This window comes from Rhabdothermincola sediminis (assembly GCF_014805525.1).
In the GTDB taxonomy this organism is placed as follows: Bacteria; Actinomycetota; Acidimicrobiia; order Acidimicrobiales; family Acidimicrobilacustridaceae; genus Rhabdothermincola; species Rhabdothermincola sediminis.
Genome location: NZ_JACFSZ010000002.1, coordinates 20,703 through 40,174, shown reverse-complemented (window position 1 = coordinate 40,174; position 19,472 = coordinate 20,703). Strand labels below are relative to the sequence as shown.

Genomic DNA, 19,472 nt, shown 5'->3' with positions numbered 1-19,472 from the left:
CGGCCGAGCTCAGGTGACGGTCAGCTCGTAGCCGAGATGCGGCGCGAGCCGGCAGGTGGAGCCGGGTGGGACCACCACCACCGTGAAGGGCTCCTGCACCAGGGCCGGCCCGGCGATCTCCGCACCCACCCCGAGCGCGCCGCCGTCGAAGACCGGCGTGTCGACGAAGCCGTCGCCGAAGAAGGCGGCGCGGCTACCCAGCACCGCCCGGGAGGGGTCGGTCACGGTGCCCGCCTCACCCAGGTGGTCGGGCTTGGGGGTGTAGCCCCGGGCGGTCAACCGCACGCCGCGCACCAGCGGCTGCTGGTTCCGGAAGGCGAAGCCCCGGTCGGCCTCGTGCAGGTCGTGGAAGCGCTCCGCGAGATCGAGCAGGCCCGCCTCGCCGAGCTCGGTGCCCTCGGGCACCGGCACGCTCATGTCGAAGTTCTGGCCCGCATAGGCCATCTGCACGTAGAGGTCGGCGTGGATCGCCGCGGGCGCCAGGCCGGCAGGTTCGAGCTCCTTGGTGACCTCCTCGTCGACGTCACGCATGAGCGCCCGCAAGCGTTCGAGGTCGACCTGCGACAGGGGCACGACGTAGGAGCGCATCACGTCGACCACGTAGTCGGCGACCAGGACCCCCAGGGCCGAGAAGGCGGGCGCGGTCTTGGGCACGATCACTCGGCCGATGCCGAGCTCGGCGGCGATGGCCCAGGCGTGCACCGGACCGTTCCCACCGTAGGCGATCATCGCCAGCTGGCGCGGATCGGCCCCGTAGCCGGCGAGCACCTTGCGAGTGGCGTTGGCCATGTTGGCGTTGACGATCCGCTCGATGCCCCATGCCGCGGCGGTGACGTCGAGCCGCAGCGGCTCACCGACGTCCCGGGCGATGGCCGAGCGGGCCGCGTCCACGTCGAGCGTCATGCGCCCGGCAGCGAATCCCTCGACGGGGAGGTAGCCGAGCACCGCGTCCGCGTCGGTAACGGTCGGCCGTTCGCCGCCGCGGCCGTAGCACACCGGGCCGGGGTTCGATCCCGCCGACTCCGGCCCCACCAGGAGCGCCCCCTGCCTGACTCGGGCGATGGAGCCTCCGCCGGCACCGACCGACTGGACGTCGACCATCGGCATGCCGATGTAGTAGCGGTACCGCCAGTTCCAGTCGGTCTTGATCTGTGGCCTGCAGTCGCGCACCAGGCACAGGTCGAAGCTGGTGCCACCCATGTCCACGGCCACGAAGTCCGGCGCGTCGGCGGCGCGGGCGGCGACGGTGGCGCCCATCACGCCGCCCGTGGGGCCGGAGCCGAGCAGGCTCACCGCTCGCCGGGCCACGTACTCCGGGGGCATCACCCCGCCGGTGGATTGCATGATCAGGAGCTGGCCGCGATAGCCCGCCCGGCGCAGCTTCTCGGAGAGGTTGGTGACGTAGCGGGCGATGCGCGGCGCCACGTACGCGTTGACCAACGTCGTCGACACCCGCTCGAACTCCGGGCCACGGGCCATCACCTCGTGCGAGAGCGAGATGTGCTCGGCACCGGGGAACTCCTCCCGGATGATCTCCCGAGTGCGCAGCTCGTGTTCGGGGTTCACGAACGAGAACAGGTACATGACCGCGATCGAGCTGCACCCGAGCTTCGCCAGACGCCGCACGCCGACCCGGACCGCGTCCTCGTCGAGGGGGAGCAGCTCCTCGCCGTCGTAGGCGTGGCGCTGGGGAACGGGGATGCGGGCCCGGCGGCGGGCGATGGGTGGGGGCGGGGGATACGAGGGGTCCCAGATCTGCTCCTTGTGGACCCGGCGCATCTCGATCTCGTCACGGTGCCCCTCCGTCACCAGCAGGCCCACCGGCGCGCCGTTCATCTCGATCATGCTGTTGTCCGCGGTGGTTGTGCCGTGCACGAGGATGTCGAGCTGCTCGCACAGCTCCTCCAGTCCCACCCCGAACCGCCCCGCGAGCTGGCCGAGCCCGTCCATCACCCCGATCGACTGGTCGTCGAGCGTGGTCGGTGTCTTGTCGAGCACGACCTGCCCGTCGGGGGTGACGCAGATCAGGTCGGTGAACGTGCCGCCGACGTCGATGCCGACCCGGTAGCCCATCACCCCTCCCACTCGGTGCCACCGAAGATGCCGTCACCGGGCTCGCCGGACACCTCGACCCGCCGGGCGGCCCGCAGCTCGGCGGTGGCGGTCTCGTCGACCTCGAGGGTGAGCTCCGCCAGTGAGCCCCGCAGCACCACGCCGTAGTCCCGGGCGGCTCCCTCCACCGAGACGTACTCGTCCAGCACGTCGTCGAGCACCGCCTGCGGGTCGCGCTCGAGCGGATCCCCCCAGCCGCCACCCCCGCCGTAGTCGTAGTTGATCTTCTGCCCCGCGCTCATCGGCACCCACTCGGCGGTGTGCTCGACCACGAAGGGGTCGTCGCTGCCCCAGCGGATCGTGAGCTTGTTGGGCGCTCCGGGCTTGCCGCCCGCGATCCCCGGCATCGGGTACTTCATGCCCACCACGTACGTGTAGACCTTGGCGTCGACCCGCACCTCCTTCACGTAGTGGCTGCCGCACAGCCCCCGCCACTGGCCCGGTCCTCCCGAGTCGGTGCGGTAGTCGCGACCCCACTGGATGTGCGGGTAGAGGCTCTCGTTGATCTCCGCCGTCGCCTTCCAGAGGTTGCCGAAGGCGGCGGCCTGGCAGCCCCAGGCGTCCATGCCCTTGGCGGCGTTGCACCAGCCCGCGTACACCTCGGCCGAGTGGTCGGTGAAGGGCTGGCCGGTGCGCGGATCGATGCCGGTGATGACCGTGGGGATGCCGGTCTTGTAGACCTGGGGCACGGCCTTGTCCGGCAGGACGTGCTGCATCGCCAGTGCAATGACCTCACCGACCTCGGCACCCGGGTGGTGCGTGCCCGCGCTCACCGGCTTCCCCGGGTGCGGGTTGAGCACGCAGCCCTGGGGCACGACGAGCTCGATCGAGTCGAAGAACCCTTCGTTCTTCGGGATCTCCGGGTCCATCATGGCGGCGATCTGGCCGACCGTGTATCCCCGGGTGTTGCCGAAGGTCGACCAGGCCTGCAGCTGCTGGCGATCGTCGGAGCCGGTGAAGTCGATCGTGAGCCGCTCGCCCGACACCGTGACCTTGACGTGCAGGTGCACGTCGGGATGGCCGAGCGGGTCGTGGTCGACGTAGGTGTCGGCCTCGTAGATGCCGTCCGGCCAGGCCCGCACCTCCTCCCGGAAGCGCTTCGCTGCGTAGTCGATCATGTAGTCGACCGACTGCTCCACCGTCGGCGCCCCCCACCGGTCGAGCAGCTCGCCGAGGCGGGCGGTGGCGAGCTGGGCCGCGCCGATCTGGGCCCGGATGTCGCCGAGGTAGTCGGGCAGGCGGTTGTTGGCCGCCAGCGCGTAGAGCACGTCGCGCCGCTCCCGACCCTGGTCGACCACCTTGAGCACCGGCCAGCGGACGCCCTCGCCCCACAGGTCGTTGGCCGTCACGTTGTAGCCGCCGGGGACCGCACCGCCGGTGTCGCCGTGGTGGCACTGGATGCTGGCGATGAGCACCATCCGCCGGCCCCCGGGCGCGGACGGGTCGGCTGTGAACACGGGCGCGAAGACGTTGTAGTCGGGTAGGTGGCCTCCGCCGTGGTAGGGGTCGTTGGCGACGAAGACGTCGCCTTCGCGGAACTCCTCGGGGCCCAGGAACTCCAGCGCGAAGCGCACCGGCAGCGTCGAGGTCAGCATGAACTGGGGAATGCCGACCGACAGGGCGGCGAGCCGACCCTGGGCGTCGAGGATGGTCGCGTTGCGCTCGTTGCTCTGGTTGAGGATCGGCGTGGTGGCGGTGCGCGAGACGTAGGTGGCCATCTCGAAGCACACCGTCTCCATGTAGTCCCGGATGACCTCGGCGGTGACCGGGTCGACGGTGACCGTCTCGACCAGGCGACCCCTGCTCCCTGCCAGCTTGACCAGGTCGACGTGCATCTGAGGCTCCCCCCAGGGTCGGGACGCCGGGCCCTCGAGCCCGCTCGACCCCTCGGCCAGCGAAGCTTGCCACGAACCTGACGTTCGTGTCATAAAAGTCTAACACTGCGCCGGGGACGCTCCTCGGGCGCTCCAGGAGGTCCCTTCCCATGACCGAGACCCGCGAGTTCAAGGACATCCGCAAGGGCACCACGGCTGAGGCGCTTCCCGTGGACGAGTTCATGAACGAGCTCGAGAAGATCCAGGCCGAGATCTGCACCGAGCGCAACCGGGTGTGGGAGCACGTGGCGGACGGCACCCTGTCGCTGCCGTACCTCCGCCGCCTCTGCAAGGAGTACTACTACCTCGGGGTCTGGTACACGTCCGAGTTCGGCTCCCTGGTCGCCAACGCACCGGACTTCGACGCCCTCGACATGGAGTCCAGCGAGCACTTCCACCACTGGCTGCAGAACCTGTCGGACGAGACCGGCTTCACCGGCGACCGCAACCACGTCGACATGAAGGTGGAGTGGGCCAGGATGCTGGGGATCCCTGACGAGGAGCTGGTCAGCTTCGTGCCCATGCCTGAGACGATCGGCCTGGTGCTCGGCAGCCTCTACTACATGCGCCGCTCGTACGAGGAGGGGCTGGCCGCCTTCGGCTGGGCGGGTGAGCGCTTCGCGGCGTCCACCGGCTACGCGAAGTTGATGTACGAGGGCATGCGCGACCACTACGGCCTCGAGGTGGAGAACTTCCGGGTGCATGCCTACGCCGAGGAGGACCACGGCGACGCGGCCGACTACCTGCTCCGCAAGGTGGTCACCTCCGCCCACGTCCAGCACCGGGTGCGCACCGCGGTGGTGCAGTGCTTCACGTTGCGCAACGCTCGCACCCGGGCGCTCAACCGCTGGCTGGACGAGCCGGGCGCCCTGCGCTGACCGGGGCGCCCTGCGCCGACCGGCGAACCGGGCGCACTCGGCGGGCCCGGCGGGCCCGGCGGCGGTGCCGTAGCCTGGCTGTCATGGCACGGATCTCCTTCCCCGAGCGGGGCTTCGGCGAGCACGTGGACTGGGCGCTGCTGCGCACCGACATGGCGGTCGGGATGGGCGCCTTCTCGGAAGCGGTGTACGGGAACAGCACGCTGCCGGTCCGCGAGCGCGAGGCCGCGCGGTGGACCATCGCGCTGATCAACGATTGCGCGGTCTGCCAGGGTACGCGGGCCCGCGACGGCGAGGCCGCCGGCGTCGACGAGGGGTTCTACGCCGAGGTGGCCAACTGGCGGCAGAGCACGGCGCTCACCGAGCGGGAGCGGCTGGCGGCCGAGTTCGCCCAGCGCTTCGCCCTCGACCACCAGGCGATGGACGACGGGTTCTGGGCCCGGCTGCGGGCCGCGTTCGCGGACGACGAGCTGGCCGATCTCACGATCTGCTGCGGGCTGTTCCTCGGGCTCGGCCGGACGCTGGCGGTCATCGGGGTACGAGCCCCCGACGAGCGCATCCTGGTGTGATCCCACCCGGAGGGGCCCCTCCGAGCGCCGTCGCTGGGAGACGCCGTCAGCGGGTGAGGAAGCTCACCAGGCTGAGCACCGCCGGCACCAGCATGCCGGCCACCACGAGCACGACCACGGCGCGCATCCACGGCGGCCGGCGCCACAGCGACGACGCGGGCAGCGGCGCGTCCCAGGGATCGTCGGCGCCGTCAACGGTCGGCGGAGCTGGCGGGCCTGCTGCCGGCGCGGCCGGTGGTAGGCCGAGCAGCACCCGGGCTCGGCTCAGATCGGGCGCCGGGACCACGAGCTGGGCCGTGAAGCCGTCGTCGACCACCGTGGCGGTGATCGCATCGTCGGCCAGGAAGGCGGCGGCGGCTTCCGCCTCCTCGATCGAGTCGTAGCTCGTGACCTCGACCAGCCGATCGCGAGAGATGGCCATCGCTGCCGAGGCTACGACGGCCAGAGGCTGCTGCGCACGAACTGGTAGACGTTCGCGAAGTCGGCGGTCGACTTCTCGGGGATCGGGACCACCGTGCCCAGCGCACGGGCCCCCCAGACGATCTGCGCCGTGCGCTCCACCACCAGGGAGGCGTGCAATGCGTCACTCGGCGACTTGCCGATGCACACCAACCCGTGGTTGGCCATCAACGCGGCCGAGCGGTCGGCCAGGTGCGAGGCCACCTCGGCCCCCAGCTCGTCGGTGCCGGTCATCCGGTAGTCGCAGATCGGCACGTCGCCACCGATGTAGGTGACCACCTCTTCGATGGCGGCGGGGATCGGTTCGCGCACCAGTGCGAACATCGACGCGTACGGCGCGTGGGAGTGGATGACCCCGCCCACCTCCGGATAGCGCTTGTAGCACTCGAGGTGGAGGGACTTCTCGCTCGTGGGGCTGCCACCCCCTTCGAGCTTGTTGCCGTCGAGATCCACGACGACCAGGTCGTCGAGGGTCATGGTGTCGTAGGACATCGACGACGGGGTCATGCACACCGTCGCACCGCCGGGCATCCGGCCCGAGACGTTGCCCGCGGTGCCGACAACCAGCCCCTTCTCGTGGAACGCCTTGGCCACGGCGAGAACCTCGGCCCGTACCGCGTCTGCTGTGGGGTCACGGTTCAGCTCGGCGTTCACGGGAGCACCTCCGGGTTGGCGCAGTGCAGCGGGCGCTGGCCGGCGACCAGGCGGGCCAGGTCGTCCGCGATCATCCTGGTGTGGTTGGCCTCGGTGTCGTAGGTGGCGCCGCCGATGTGGGGGGTGAGCACCACGTTGGCCATGTCCACCAGGGGGTGGTCGGTGGGGAGCACCTCGCCTTCGAAGTGGTCGAGGCCCGCTCCCGCGAGGTGGCCGCTCTCGAGGGCCGAGGTCAGCGCCGCGAGGTCGTGCAGGCCCGCCCGGGCGGTGTTGAGGTACACGGCTCCTGGCTTCATGCGGGCGAACCGCTCGGCGCTCATCATGCCGAGCGTCTCGGGGGTCGGCGCGGCGTGGATGGAGACCACGTCGGCCTCTGCCAGCAGCTCCTCGAGGGAGCGGTGCGTGGCCTCCTCGCGGTACGGGTCGAACGAGATCACCCGCATCCCGAGGCCTTCGAACCGCCAGCGGGCGGCGCGCCCCACTGCACCCAGGCCCACGATGCCGGCGGTCCGCCCGGCGAGCTGCCAGGCCCGGAAGCGCTGGTAGGGGATGGTGCCGTCGCGGAAGACCTGACCCTCGCGCACGTCGCGGTCAGCGGGCAGCAGGTGGCGGGTGACGGCCAGGAGCAGCGCGACGGTGAGCTCGGCCACGGCGTCGGCGTTGCGGCCCGGGGCATGCAGCACGGGGATCCCCTTGGCGGTGGCGCCGGCGACGTCGACGTTGGTGGGGTCGCCCCGGGTGGAGCAGATGGCCCGGAGCGGCAGGTCGAGCACGGGACCCCGGCAGGTGTCGGCCTCGCAGATGATCACATCGGCGCCGGTCTCGATGATGCGGGCCGCGAGCTGCTCTTCGCCGTAGATGCGCAGCGGTGCGTCGGGCCCGGTGATCCAGGGGTCGGCGATCAGGGTGCCGAGGTGCTCGAGGGTGTCGATGCCCTCGCCCCGGAGAGGCGCGGTGGCCAAGATGCGGAGGCGCCCATGATCGCTCACGGGGCACAGCCTCGCAGAACCTGACGTTGCTGTCATGTTCCTGTCGATCTGCGATACTCCCCGGATGCGCGTGGCCGCGCTCGTGAAGCAGATCCCCGAGTTCGAGTCCATGGAGCTCGGCCCGGACGGGCGGCTCCGGCGCGAGGGGCTGCCCCTGGAGATGAGCGCCTACTGCCGCCGAGCCGTCGCCGAGGGCGTGCTGGTGGCGGCCCAGACCGGCGGGACCTGCACGGTGATCACCCTGGGCCCGCCGTCGGCGGAGGACGTGCTGCGGGAGGCCATCGCCTACGGCGCCGACGAGGGCATCCTGGTCTCGGATCCGGCCTTCGCGGGCTCCGACACCCTGGCCACCGCCCGGGCCTTGGCCGCGACCCTGGAGCTGACCGGTCCCTACGACCTGGTGCTCGTGGGGCGCAGCTCCGTGGACGCCGACACCGGCCAGGTCGGCCCGCAGGTCGCGGAGCTGCTCGACCTCCCGTTCGCCACGGGCGTGAAGCGCCTGGCGATCGCCGCCGACCGGCGGTCGGCCGAGGTGGGCCTCGAGCTCGACGACGAATGGGTGGAAGCCACCGTGGCGCTCCCCGCGGTGCTCAGCGCCGCGGAGCGGCTCATCGACCCGTGCAAGATCAAGGACCCGGCGGTGTGGGCCACCGTCGACCCCGCCCGGATCCGCCGGCTCCGGGCCCGCGAGCTGGGAGCGGGGCCCTGGGGGCAGGCGGGTAGCCCGACACGGGTCGGTGAGACCCGGGTCGAGCAGGTGGACCGGGCCGGCATCGTGCTGGAGGGGGAGGTCGCCGAGCAGGTCGCGACCCTGCTCGCGCACCTGCGCGACCGGGGGGCGCTCGAGCCCGGCACCTTCTCCGCCGAGCGCGACGAGGTGGTGCCGGAGCCGGGGGGTGACGGTCCGATCGTCGCCGTGGTGCTGGAGCCACGCCGCGAGCGCCTGGTGCGGGAGCTGCTGGGTGGGGCGGCCCGCCTGGGCGCGCCGATCGGGGGCCGGGTGGTGGCGGTGGCGCTCGAACCGGTGGATCGGCGGCTGGTGGCGAGTTGGGGCGCCGACGAGGTGGTGACCATCCGGGGCGCGGCAGCGGAGGAGGACGTGGCCCCGGCCACGGTGGCCTGGGCACGAGAGACCGAGCCCTGGGCCATCCTCACCGGCTCCACCGCCTGGGGCCGGGAGGTGGCGTCGCGGGTCGCGGCCCGGCTCGGTGCCGGCCTCACCGGCGACGCGGTGGGCCTGGCCGTCGAGGGCGGACGGCTCGTGGCGTGGAAGCCGGCGTTTGGTGGGAGCCTGGTGGCGGCCATCACCGCCTCCTCCCCGGTGCAGATGGCCACCGTGAGGCCCGGGGTGCTCGGGTTGTCGGTACCCCGGGCCGGGCGTGACGTGCCGGCGCGGACCATCGAGGTCCAGCCCCGCGGCCGGGTCACCGTCACCAGCCGTCGCCGGGAGGACGACATCGACGCGCTCGCCGTCGCCGAGATGGTGATCGGCGTCGGCCAGGGGGTCGATCCCTCCGAGTACGGCAGGCTCGACGGTCTGATGAAGCTTCTCGGCGCCGAGCTGGCCGCGACCCGCAAGGTCACCGACCAGGGGTGGCTGCCGCATGCCCGCCAGATCGGGATCACCGGGCACGCCATCTCGCCGCGCCTGTACCTCGCGCTCGGCACCAGCGGGAAGTACAACCACACCGTCGGGGTGCGCAGCGCCGGGACCATCGTGGCCGTGAATCTCGACCGCCAGGCGCCGATCTTCGGGTTCGCCGACATCGGGCTGGTGGCCGACTGGCGGGAGGTGGTCACCGAGATGGAGCGCCAGCTCTCGGCCGAGCTGGTGTAGCGACCGTGTCCTACCGCGACGACCCGGAGCTCATGGCGCGGCTGTACGAGTCGTTCCGCGCCACCCCGCTGCACGCGCTGCTCGGCATCGACTACGTGGAAGGGGATCAGCCTGACGGCACGGTGGTGGTCTCGATGCCCGTGCGGCCCGAAGCCTACGGAGCCAGCGGCAACCTCCACGGGGGGGCCATCGCCACCCTGATCGACGTCGCTGCGGCCACTGCCGCAGCCCGTGAGAGCGCTTTCGTTCCCGGTGTGAACACCCTCGTCACCGCCGACCTGCACGTGCGGTACCTGGGGCGCCCCACGGGGGACATGGTCTACGCCCGGGCTCACGTGGTGCGGGCCGGGCGGCAGCTCATCGTCGTGGAGTGCCGGGTGGTCGACGGGGAGGACCGGGTGATCGCGGTGGCGGACTTCTCGAGCATGGTCGTGCCCCTGCGGGAGCCGTTGCCCGGTGCCGCCCACGACCCGGCATCGCCCGAGCTCTGAACGTGCCGGGCCGGTGAGGGTGCGGTGAGCACGGCGCGAGCCGCGACTCGGCGGCGGGTCGCGGTCCTGGGGGTGGGCGCCTACGTGGCCCTGGGACTGCCGGGCGGGGCCCTCGGGGTGGTCTGGCCGTCGATGCGGGAATCGTTCGCCCAGCCGCTGGCCGCCCTCGGCCCCGTGCTGGCGCTGTTCACCGCCGGCTACCTGCTCGCCGCGATGGCCCACGGCCGGGTCGCCGAACGGATTCCCACCGGCGTGCTTCTGGCCACCAGCGCCTCGCTCGGCGCGGCCGCGCTGCTCCTCTTCGCCGCCACCCCGGTGTGGGCCCTGGCACTCGTCGCCAGCGCGGTGCAGGGCGTGGCCGCCGCCGGCATCGATGCGGAGCTCAACGCCTACGTCGCCGTCCACCACTCCCCCCGGTTGCTGCAGATGATGCACGGCGGCTTCGGCCTCGGCGCCACCGCCGGGCCGGTGCTGGTCACCGGGGTGCTCGAGCTGGGCTGGTCCTGGCGGGTGGTCTACGTCGCCATGGGCGCCTGGTGGCTGGGCGGGGCGCTGGGGTTCGCCGTCACCCGCGGCACCTGGGTCGAGGTCCCGGTCAGCGCGGTGGTGCCGGTGATCGCGGGCGGCACCGAAGCTGGCCCGCACACCGGCCCGAGCGAGCTGGACCCGCCGATGACCCGACGCCTCGCCCTGACCGTCGTCGCCGGGCTCGTCACCTTCTTCGCCTACAACGGGCTCGAGATCGCGGCGGGCACCTGGGCGTTCACCGCGCTGGCGGCGGGCGGCATGGCCGACGGCCCGGCGGCGTTGAGCGTGACCGGGTTCTGGGCCGCGCTCACCGCCGGCCGGCTCGGCGCGGGCCTGGCCGGGCACCGGGCCCCTCCCGGGCGAGTGCTCGTGGTGTCGATGGTGGCCGTCCCGCTGGCGGCCGCGCTGCTGCTCGCCGGCGGCGCGGTGGCCTCCGCTGGGCTGGTGCTGCTCGGCGGTTCCCTGGCCGGCGTGTTTCCCGCTCTGGTGGCGCTGACCCCGAGCCGGCTCGGGCCCGCCCGGGCCCGGCGCCTCATGGGCCTGCAGTTCGGCTCGGCGGTGGTGGGGGCGGCGGTGGTGTCCGCCGCCGTCGGGGTGATCGCGGCGCGGGCGGGCGAGCGGGCCATCGCCCCCTCCCTCCTGGCCGTGGCCCTGGTGCTCGTCGGCAGCGACCGCTGCCTGGCGGTGCTCGCCCAGCGGCGTGCTCTTGTCCCGTCCCCGCCACCGTCCTAGCCTTCGGCATCCACGTCCGGACCGAGGGGGGAACCGACCCGGTGAGCTCGACCACGACGCGTGCGCGTCGCTCCGCCATCGCAGCAGTCCTGGCCGTCACGGTGCTCGCCGCCGCCTGTGGCGGTGGTGGATCGGAGGGCTCCACCTCCGACCGCACGATCCCCGAGACGGCGTTGACCAAGACGCCGCCCACCCCGCCGCAGACGGGTGGGACGTTGAAGTTCGGCCTCGATGCGGAGACCTCCACCGGCTGGGACCCGGCCAACAGCCAGTGGGCAGGGGCCGGCACCATCGTGAGCCGGGCGATCTTCGACCGCCTGGCGGAGCTCGACGCCGACGGCAACCCGAGGCCCAACCTCGCGGAGTCGATCGAGCCCAACGCCGACTTCACGGTGTGGACCATCACCCTGCGGCCCGGCATCGTGTTCCACAACGGCGAGAAGTTCGACGCCGACGCGGTACGCCTGAACCTCGAGCGGGCGGCGTCGTCGGTCCTGCTCGGCGCGGCGATCAGCGGGTTCCTCTCGACGGTGGAGGTGGTCGACGACCTGACCGTGCGGGTGAACACCAAGCGGCCCTGGTCCACCTTCCCCAACTCGCTCACCACCCAGGCCGGGGTGATGGCCGCACCGGCACAGATCAACTCCGCCGCACCCGCCCAGCAGCCGATCGGCACCGGCCCATTCGTGTTCCAGAACTGGTTGCAGGACAGCAAGCTGACCGTGACCCGCAACCCCAACTACTGGCAGAAGGACGAGGCAGGCACCCAGCTCCCGTACCTCGACGGCATCGAGTTCAGCATCCTGGCCGATCCGACGGCCCGGGGGGCGGCGCTCGAGTCGGGATCGGTGGACGCGTTCAACACCTTCGAGCCGGACCCGATCCAGGAGTTCCTGGAGAAGGCGGAGGCCGGACGGGTCCAGCTGCTGTCGAACGCCAACGCCGAGGACCAGACCCAGTTCGTGGGCCTCAACACCGCGAAGCCGCCCTTCGACGATCCGCTCGCCCGCCAGATCGTGGTGACCGGCCTCGACACCAGGAACATCTCGCAGACCCAGTACCACGGTCTCTTCCCACCATCGGACAGCCTCTTCAGCCCCAGCTCGCCCTACTACGCCCAGACCTCGTATCCCACCTACGACCCGGCCAAGGCGCAGGAGTTGCACGACCAGTACAAGCAGAAGACCGGGCGGCCGCTGTCGTTCAAGCTCACCCTCCCCGGCACGGCCCAGTTCAAGACGATCGGTGAAGCGGCGCAGGCTCAGGCCGCGGCGTTCGGGGTGCAGATCGAGCTGAACCTGGTCGACCAGGCGACGCTGATCGTCAACGCGCTGACGGGCAACTTCGAAGCGACCGGCTTCATCACCTTCGGCGAGCCGCCGATCGACTCGGTGTTCATCTCCACCGAGACCGTCAAGCCCCTCGGGCAGCTGGCGCTGAACTTCACCCGGATGGCCGATCCGCAGATCCAGGCCGCGCTCGACGCGATCCAGCGGACCAGCTCCCAGGAGGAGCGGATCGCTCAGTGGAAGGTCATCCAGCAGCGCATGGCCGAGAACCTCAACTTCGTGTTCGTGGTGCGCAACCGCTCGGCGGTGGTGTTCGCCAACAACGTTTACGGGATGGCGGGCGCGACGATCCCCGGTGGCATCCCGGTCAAGGCGACGACGAGCCCGTTCCTGGGCTGGGCCTGGAAGGCGAGCTAGCGCTCATCGTCCGCGCCGCCCTCCAGCCGGGCGACGAGATCGGCGAGTGCCCGCCGGTCGACCTTCTCCGCGGGGGTGAGTGGCAGCGCGTCGAGCAGCACAAGCCGCTCGGGCAGCTTGTGGTGGGCCAGCCGGTTGCGGGCGAAGACCCGCAGCTCGTCGAGCGTCGGCGGGGGTGACCCGCCCCGGGTTACGACGGCCGCAACCCCGATCTCGCCCATGACCCGGTCGGGGCGGGCCACGATGGCCACCTCGGCCACCGCCGGGTGCTCGGCCAGTACGGCCTCCACTTCGACGGGATAGACGTTGTAGCCCCCGCGCACGTACATCTCCTTGCGCCGGCCGGCCAGGCGGAGGCGGCCCTGGTCGTCGACCCAGCCGAGGTCGCCGGTGCGGACGAACCCGTCCGGGGTGAACGCCGCCGCGGTGGCCTCCGGATCGTGCCAGTAGCTGCTCATCGAGGCCGGCGATCGCAGGCAGACCTCGCCGATCTCGCCCGGGCCCACGGGTCGCAGGTCGTCACCCAGGATCGCCAGCTCGACGCCGGGATGCGGCCGGCCGACGCTGAGCTCGGCATCCTCGGCGGGGGCGTCGAAGGCGGTGCCGAGTCCGATGCCGGCCTCGGTGCAGGAGTAGCGGATGGCCACCGGGGCCCTGAAGCGGGCCCGCGCTTCGCGCACCAGCGCCGGCGGGGCCGGGCCGCCGCCCATCACGATGGCCCGCACCGACGACAGGTCGAAGCCCTCGAAGTCCGGATCGGCGAGCATGAGGGCGACCTGAGTGGGGATGCCGGCCACGGTCGTGAGGCGGTGGTGCTCGGTGAGCTCGAGGGCCAGGCGGGCCCGCCAGCGGTCGATCAGGTAGGTGGTGCCGCCTCGCATGAGGTTGCCCGGCAGCTTGGTCATCGGGCCGAGCGAAGCGAACGACGTGCCGGCCAGCTGAGCACCACCCCCGCCCCACCGGCCACCGGTGTCGATGGCGGTGATTGCTTCGAGCTGGCGGGTACCGAACACCGCGGCTTTGGGTCGGCCGGTGGTGCCGGAGGTGAAGACGATGGCCACGGGGCCCCCATCGGCTGGCACAGCGGGTGAGGACCGCGGTGGGGAGCCGGCGCTCAGGTCGGGCACGTCGCCGGGGCGTACGGTGAGGGCCGGCTCGACGAGCTCGAGCAGCACCGCGTGCTCGTGAGGGGTCAGCCGCCAGTTCACCCCGGCGGTCACGGCCCCGAGGCGGGCCGCGCCCACGTAGAGCGCCAGGTACTCGACCGTCGCCGGCAGCACGAGCGCCACCACGTCGCCGGCACGCACCCCCTGCTCCCGCAGCCACCACGCGGCTTGAAGGGTGCGCTGGCGGAACCCGGTGTAGCTGACGGGCTCACCGCCTGCGGTGACGTAGGCGGTACGATCGCCGAATCGTTCGGCCGCCTCGTCTACGACGGGCCCGAGCATCCCACCGGGCGTCGTTGCAGGAGGTGGCCGTGGCGGGAAGCCGCAGATCGGGTACCACGAGCGCACGTGGCCGGCGTGGCGATCCCCCCGCCTCGCCCCTCGCGGGCCGGGAGCTGCGCAGCCAGGGTCGGCGCACGATGGCCGCCCTGCTCGCCGCGGGCATGGAGGTGCTGGCCGAGAAGGGCTACCACGCCGCCCGGGTGGACGACGTGGTGCGGGTGGCTGACGTCTCCCACGGCACGTTCTACCTGTACTTCTCCAACAAGGAAGACCTCTTCCGCGCTCTGGCCGTGCAGTGCGCGGACGAGATGACCGAGTTGGCCTCGTCGCTCGGTCCCGTGCCACCCGGCGAGGAAGGGGTCGATGTCCTGCGGGAATGGGTGTCGGCGTTCATCGCCACCTACCGCCGGTACGGTGTGGTGATCCGGGCCTGGATGGAGGACCAGGTCTCGAGTCGTGACCTCGCCCGGCTCGGCGCGAAGACCTTCAGCCGGATCACCGGGTCGCTGGTGGCCCGGTTGCGCGACGAGCGCGGTGACGATGCGGACGTCGAGCTGGCCGGCGCGGCCTTGCTGGCGATGATCGAGCGGTCGACGTACTTCCTGACCTCCCGCGACCTGCCCTTCGGCGACGACGAGCTGGCCGCCACGCTGGCCCGGATCGCGCACCGGGGGTTCTTCCACCCCTCGGCCTGAGGGGCAGGTCAGCGCAGCCGCCACTCGATCCGCTTCCCCGACGCGAACAGCTCCTGGCCCTGGCGGAGCGACTCCGCGTTGGTGCCGAGACCGACGTAGGCGTATCCGAGACCGAGCGCCTGGCTGCGGGAGTGCTCCAGCCCGGACCAGATGGCCCGCACCGTACCCTCGATGGCCAGCGGTGGCGCGGAGGCGATGGCGTTCGCACACCAGGCGGCGGCGTCGCGCAGCTCGGACCCGGGCACGACCTCGGAGACCAGACCGATCTGGTGGGCCCGCTGGGCGGACATCCGTTCGTGATTCCCTAGCAGGGAGACCCGCATGATCTCGTGGAACGGCATCTTCTGCAGCATGTGGATCGGCTCGAACGCCGCGGTCATGCCGTAGGTGACGTGGGGGTCGAAGAACGTGGCGTGCTCCGCGGCGATGATGAACTCCACCTCGCCGAGCATGTAGAACGCGCCGCCGCAGGCCATGCCGTTCACCGCGGCGATCACCGGCTTCCACAGGTCGTTGCTCTTGGGGCCGACGTAGTCGCCGGGATCGTCGAAGTGGAACGGGGTGGATCCCGATCCGACGGTCTTGGCCTCGCCGTCGGGCTGTGCGCCCTGGCGTTCGGGGGTGCCCATGGTCTCGGTGCGGTCGATCCCGGTGCAGAACGCCTTGTCGCCCGCACCGGTCAGCACCGCGACCCGCACGTCGTCGTCGTGGCGCATCGATCGCCAGAGGTCGCGCAGCTCCTTCTGCATCTGCACGTTGAAGGCGTTGTGGACCTCCGGCCGGTTGAGCGTCACCCAACCGACACCGTCTCGCACCTCGTAGATCAGCGTCTCGTAGTCGGCCATGCGCACCGTCCTACCGGAGCCCGTGCTGGCGCGCCAGCGTGGAGGTCGGGCTCAGCCTCCGCCCATGGCGAGGCCGCCGGGCCGGTAGCCGAAGATGCCGGAGGCCACGGCGTCGCCGATCTTGGCTGGGTCCCACTTCTGAGGCTCCTTGCCCGCCTTCACGGAGCGGCCGAGGGTCCAGCCCACGTAGTGGGTGATCTCGTCGCCCACGGCGCGAAAGACCTGTCCCGAGATGTGCTGGGACTCGTCAGCGGCCAGCCACACCACCATCGGCGCGGAGTTCCCGGGGTTCAGCCGCTGGAACTCGTCGTCGGGGCCGACCTGGTCGGCCTCCACGATGGGGATCTGGGGCATGGCCTCGTGCACCATGCGGGTGGCGCCGCCGGGGGCGATGGCGTTGGCCCGCACGCCGTAGCGCTTGCCCTCCAGGGCGGTGATGGTCGTGAGCGCGGCGATGCCGGCCTTGGCCGCGCCGTAGTTGGCCTGACCGGGGTTGCCCTGCAGCCCGGCGGACGAGACGGTGTTGATGATCGACGCCCGGCGCGGGCGACCGGCCTTCGACTCGTTCTGCCAGTAGAGGCAGGCGAAGTGGGTCATGGCGAACGTGCCCTTCAGGTGGACCCGGATCACCGCGTCCCAGTCCTGCTCGGTCATCTTGGTGATCGAGACGTCGCGCAGGATGCCCGCGTTGTTGACCAGGATGTCGAGGCCCCCGAAGGTGTCCACGGCTTGCTGCACGAGGGCTTCGGCGTCGGACCAGTCGCTCACGTCGCCGTAGTTGGCGACCGCTTCGCCCCCTCGCTGGCGGATGATGTCGACCACCTCGTCGGCGGGGCCCTGGTCGCCGCCCTCGCCCTTGGAGGAGCCGCCGAAGTCGTTGACGACCACCTTGGCCCCTTGGGCGGCGAGCTCCAGAGCCTCCCCGCGGCCGACCCCCCGACCGGCGCCGGTCACGATCGCCACCTTCCCGTCGACCAGTCCCATTCGCGTCCCCCATCGTGGTGTGGTTGAATGCCGAGAAAACCTGACGTCGGCGTCACGTTCGGCGAGACCTTAGCGTCACCCCGCGGGCGCCGCACCACCACGGAGGACCCCACGCGATGAGTGAGCTGTCAGAGGTGATCGGCCGGCCGACCGGGGCCGCGAAGGTCGTGGTCGAGCGGGGACCGGTCGCCAAGTTCGCCGACGCGGTGAAGAACGACAGCCCCGTCTACCAGAGCCTGGAGGCGGCGCGAGCGGCGGGCTTCGAGCATGTCCCCGCACCCCCGACCTACGCCTTCTCCGCCCTGCAGTACTGGGGCCGGTTCCCGGAGGACCAGCCGCCGGACCCCACGGGCGGGATCAATCCGATGATGGAGGTCATCGGCACGCTGATGGCCGAGGGGGGCATGGTGCTCCACGGCGAGCAGGAGTTCGAATACCACAAGCCCATCCAGGTGGGCGACGTGCTGACCAGCGAGGGCAGGGTGGTCGACTGCTACTCGAAGGAGAGCAAGGGGCGCACCATGACGTTCCTGGTCGTCGAGGACGTGTACCGCGACGAGGCCGGTGAGCCGGTGCTGACCTCTCGCATGAACCTCATCCACCGAGCCTGAGGAGCGCACCGACATGGCCGGACGTCTCGACGGGCGAGTCGCCATCATCACCGGGGCCGGGCAGGGGATCGGCCTGGCGTACGCGCACCGGTTCCTCGCCGAGGGCGCCAAGGTGGTGGTGGCCGAGATCAACGAGGAGCGCGGTCGCTCGGCGATGGCATCGCTGGCAGGCGAGGGCGACGCGGTCTTCGTCCCCACCGACATCGCCGACGAAGCCTCGGCCCGCGCGTGCGTCGACGCCACCTTCGACGCGTTCGGCACGGTCGACATCCTGGTGAACAACGCCGCGCTCTACTACGACATCGACAACGCCGACAACAGCTACGAGTACCTCCAGCGGGTGTTCCGGGTGAACCTCCACGGCGCATGGCTGATGGCCCGAGCCGCGGCGCCGGTGATGGTGGAGAAGGGCAAGGGCCGCATCATCAACCAGTCCTCGTCAGCGGCCTACCTCTACCTGATGCCCGAGATGGGTGAGTTCCAGGAGGTGGGGGCGTTCACCTACAGCCAGACGAAATGGGGGGTCATCGGGCTGACGAAGTTCCTCGCCGCCCAGCTCGGCCCCTACGGGGTGACCGTCAACTGCATCGCCCCGGGGGTCACCATGACCGAGGCCACCCGCCGCATCGTGCCCGAGGAGTTCCTGCCGTTCGTCACGATGATGACGGCCATGAAGCGGGAGCTGCAGCCCGAGGACCTCACCGGCACGGCGGTGTTCTTCGCCTCTGACGATGCGGAGCTGGTCACCGGTCAGGTGCTCTGCGTGGATGGTGGCTTGGCGATGCCGGGCTGACGCAAGAGTGACGCCCAGAGTTGACGCTCGTGTCAGGCTTTGCTGACATGGGCGTCAGCAACCGGGGAGGTTCCGCGCATGGGCCAGCACTCGATCGTCTCCGCCGACGCCCACATCCTGGAGCCGCCGGACATCTGGAAGAACTGGTTGGCCGACGCCTACCAGGACAAGGCGCCCAAGCTCGTGAAGGATGCGGACGGCGGTGACGCCTGGCTCTTTGCCGGGGCCACGACCCCGGACCCGATCGGACTCACCGCCACTCCCGGCATGCCCCTCGACCAGTTCCGCTGGACCGGGGTCACCTACGACGAGGCCCGCCTTGGCTGCTACGACGGCGCAGCGCGACTCGAGGACATGACCCGCGACGGGGTCGACGTCGAGATCCTCTTCCCCCCGCAGCGCACCATCGGTCACTTCCTCGGTGACGAGGACGACGCGTTCGTGCTGGCCGGCGTGGACGCGTACAACAACTTCCTCTTCGACGAGTTCTGCGCGCCCGATCCGGCCCGGCTGGTCGGCGCGTACCAGATCCCCTCGCTGGGGATCGACACCGCGGTGGAGTACCTGCACAAGGCCAAGGCGCGGGGCGCGAAGACGGTGGTGATCTCCTGCTGGCCGGCCGGTGGCGAGAGCATCTCGGAGGCCGACGACCGGTTCTGGGCAGCGGCCGTGGAGGCGGAGATGCCGGTGTGCATCCACATCCTCATGATCAGCCGGGCGGCGCGCCTGCGGGCTCGGCAGGCGGCGGCCAGGTCAGGGGGGCGCCAGCTCTACGGCGAGGGCACGGGCCGAGCAGGCGCGAAGGCGGCCGCGAGCCTCTCGGGGGTCTTCTCGAGCGTGCCGTCCACCATCGGCCAGCTCATCTTCACCGGGGTGTTCGAGCGGTTCCCCGGCCTGCACGTGGCGATGATCGAGATCGGGGTGGGATGGCTGCCGCACTTCCTCGAGGCCATGGACGACAGGTACTGGCGCAACCGCTCCTGGGCGGACCTCCCGATCGCCCGGCCCCCGTCGAGCTACTGGTTCGAGAACATGAGCGCGAGCTTCGTTCGCGACGACTACGGCATCCGGAACCGCCACGAGGTCGGAGTGGCGAACATGATGTGGAGCACCGACTACCCGCACCACGGCAACGACTGGCCGTACTCCCGCAAGGTGATCAACGAGACGATGGCCGGCGTGCCACCGGAGGAGAAGCACCAGATCATCTGCGGCAACGCGGTGCGGATCTTCGGTCTCGACGGCTGACGAGCGAGGAGGACCCACG

General features: G+C 71.2%; 18 protein-coding genes. 10 read left to right on the top strand and 8 right to left on the bottom strand.

Annotation, left to right across the window (positions count from 1 at the left end; all coding sequences use genetic code 11):
- Window positions 1–9: 9 nt before the first annotated feature.
- Both HZF19_RS01725 and HZF19_RS01720 read right to left on the bottom strand, forming a co-directional pair.
- Complete coding sequence (locus HZF19_RS01725) at window positions 10–2,073, bottom strand: hydantoinase/oxoprolinase family protein (RefSeq protein WP_208027012.1); 2,064 nt, start codon at window positions 2,071–2,073, stop codon at window positions 10–12.
- Window positions 2,073–3,947 (bottom strand): hydantoinase B/oxoprolinase family protein, encoded by a 1,875-nt coding sequence (locus HZF19_RS01720; protein ID WP_208027011.1) that lies wholly within the window; start codon window positions 3,945–3,947, stop codon window positions 2,073–2,075. Before HZF19_RS01720 ends, HZF19_RS01725 begins: the two co-directional genes overlap by 1 nt.
- 149 nt (window positions 3,948–4,096) lie before the next feature.
- Between HZF19_RS01720 and HZF19_RS01715 the strand changes: the two genes are divergently transcribed.
- Complete coding sequence (locus tag HZF19_RS01715) at window positions 4,097–4,864, top strand: iron-containing redox enzyme family protein (protein ID WP_208027010.1); 768 nt, start codon at window positions 4,097–4,099, stop codon at window positions 4,862–4,864.
- Window positions 4,865–4,947: 83 nt separating this feature from the next.
- Complete coding sequence (locus HZF19_RS01710; RefSeq protein ID WP_208027009.1) at window positions 4,948–5,433, top strand: carboxymuconolactone decarboxylase family protein; 486 nt, start codon at window positions 4,948–4,950, stop codon at window positions 5,431–5,433.
- Window positions 5,434–5,479: 46 nt separating this feature from the next.
- On the opposite strand, the gene HZF19_RS01705 is transcribed toward HZF19_RS01710, so the two are convergent.
- Genes HZF19_RS01705 through HZF19_RS01695 form a run of 3 tightly spaced genes read right to left on the bottom strand, consistent with a single transcriptional unit; the run spans window position 5,480 to window position 7,535 of the window.
- Entirely contained in the window at window positions 5,480–5,854 is a 375-nt protein-coding gene (locus HZF19_RS01705; protein ID WP_208027008.1) for a hypothetical protein, read from the bottom strand.
- A gap of 11 nt (window positions 5,855–5,865) precedes the next feature.
- A complete protein-coding gene (locus HZF19_RS01700) occupies window positions 5,866–6,546 on the bottom strand; it encodes a class II aldolase/adducin family protein (RefSeq protein ID WP_208027007.1) in 681 nt (226 codons plus the stop codon).
- Complete coding sequence (locus tag HZF19_RS01695; protein ID WP_307781116.1) at window positions 6,543–7,535, bottom strand: NAD(P)-dependent oxidoreductase; 993 nt, start codon at window positions 7,533–7,535, stop codon at window positions 6,543–6,545. The genes HZF19_RS01700 and HZF19_RS01695 overlap by 4 nt, the downstream gene beginning before the upstream one ends.
- A 64-nt stretch (window positions 7,536–7,599) precedes the next feature.
- On the opposite strand from HZF19_RS01695, the gene HZF19_RS01690 reads away from it, so the two are divergent.
- Genes HZF19_RS01690 through HZF19_RS01675 form a run of 4 tightly spaced genes read left to right on the top strand, consistent with a single transcriptional unit; the run spans window position 7,600 to window position 12,829 of the window.
- On the top strand, window positions 7,600–9,372 hold the full coding sequence (locus tag HZF19_RS01690; RefSeq protein WP_208027005.1) for an FAD-binding protein: 1,773 nt from the start codon (window positions 7,600–7,602) through the stop codon (window positions 9,370–9,372).
- Window positions 9,373–9,377: 5 nt separating this feature from the next.
- Window positions 9,378–9,863, top strand: a complete 486-nt coding sequence (locus HZF19_RS01685) for a PaaI family thioesterase (RefSeq protein WP_208027004.1) — start codon at window positions 9,378–9,380, stop codon at window positions 9,861–9,863.
- A 24-nt stretch (window positions 9,864–9,887) separates the two neighbouring features.
- Window positions 9,888–11,123 (top strand): MFS transporter, encoded by a 1,236-nt coding sequence (locus tag HZF19_RS01680; protein WP_208027003.1) that lies wholly within the window; start codon window positions 9,888–9,890, stop codon window positions 11,121–11,123.
- Between the two features lie 41 nt (window positions 11,124–11,164).
- Window positions 11,165–12,829 (top strand): ABC transporter substrate-binding protein, encoded by a 1,665-nt coding sequence (locus tag HZF19_RS01675; RefSeq protein ID WP_208027002.1) that lies wholly within the window; start codon window positions 11,165–11,167, stop codon window positions 12,827–12,829.
- Here the strand turns inward: HZF19_RS01675 and HZF19_RS01670 are convergent.
- Window positions 12,826–14,277: a class I adenylate-forming enzyme family protein gene (locus tag HZF19_RS01670; RefSeq protein ID WP_208027001.1), complete on the bottom strand. Its 1,452-nt coding sequence runs from the start codon at window positions 14,275–14,277 to the stop codon at window positions 12,826–12,828. The two genes, HZF19_RS01675 and HZF19_RS01670, sit on opposite strands and share 4 nt — an antisense overlap.
- A 137-nt stretch (window positions 14,278–14,414) precedes the next feature.
- Here HZF19_RS01670 and HZF19_RS01665 point away from each other — a divergent pair, with 137 nt between their 5' ends.
- Window positions 14,415–14,972: a TetR/AcrR family transcriptional regulator gene (locus HZF19_RS01665; RefSeq protein WP_208027000.1), complete on the top strand. Its 558-nt coding sequence runs from the start codon at window positions 14,415–14,417 to the stop codon at window positions 14,970–14,972.
- Window positions 14,973–14,980: 8 nt separating this feature from the next.
- Here the strand turns inward: HZF19_RS01665 and HZF19_RS01660 are convergent, their stop codons facing one another.
- Window positions 14,981–15,817, bottom strand: coding sequence for an enoyl-CoA hydratase/isomerase family protein (locus HZF19_RS01660; RefSeq protein WP_208026999.1), 837 nt, complete (start codon window positions 15,815–15,817; stop codon window positions 14,981–14,983).
- Window positions 15,818–15,868: 51 nt separating this feature from the next.
- Window positions 15,869–16,801 (bottom strand): SDR family NAD(P)-dependent oxidoreductase, encoded by a 933-nt coding sequence (locus HZF19_RS01655; protein ID WP_208026998.1) that lies wholly within the window; start codon window positions 16,799–16,801, stop codon window positions 15,869–15,871.
- 116 nt (window positions 16,802–16,917) lie between these two features.
- Here HZF19_RS01655 and HZF19_RS01650 point away from each other — a divergent pair, with 116 nt between their 5' ends.
- From HZF19_RS01650 to HZF19_RS01640, 3 genes are all read left to right on the top strand, one after another.
- Window positions 16,918–17,412 carry an FAS1-like dehydratase domain-containing protein gene (locus HZF19_RS01650; RefSeq protein ID WP_208026997.1) on the top strand — a complete coding sequence of 165 codons (495 nt, stop codon included), beginning with the start codon at window positions 16,918–16,920 and terminating at the stop codon, window positions 17,410–17,412.
- 13 nt (window positions 17,413–17,425) lie between these two features.
- Window positions 17,426–18,205 carry an SDR family NAD(P)-dependent oxidoreductase gene (locus HZF19_RS01645; protein ID WP_208026996.1) on the top strand — a complete coding sequence of 260 codons (780 nt, stop codon included), beginning with the start codon at window positions 17,426–17,428 and terminating at the stop codon, window positions 18,203–18,205.
- Between the two features lie 78 nt (window positions 18,206–18,283).
- Window positions 18,284–19,453, top strand: coding sequence for an amidohydrolase family protein (locus HZF19_RS01640; RefSeq protein ID WP_208026995.1), 1,170 nt, complete (start codon window positions 18,284–18,286; stop codon window positions 19,451–19,453).
- Window positions 19,454–19,472 lie beyond the last annotated feature (19 nt).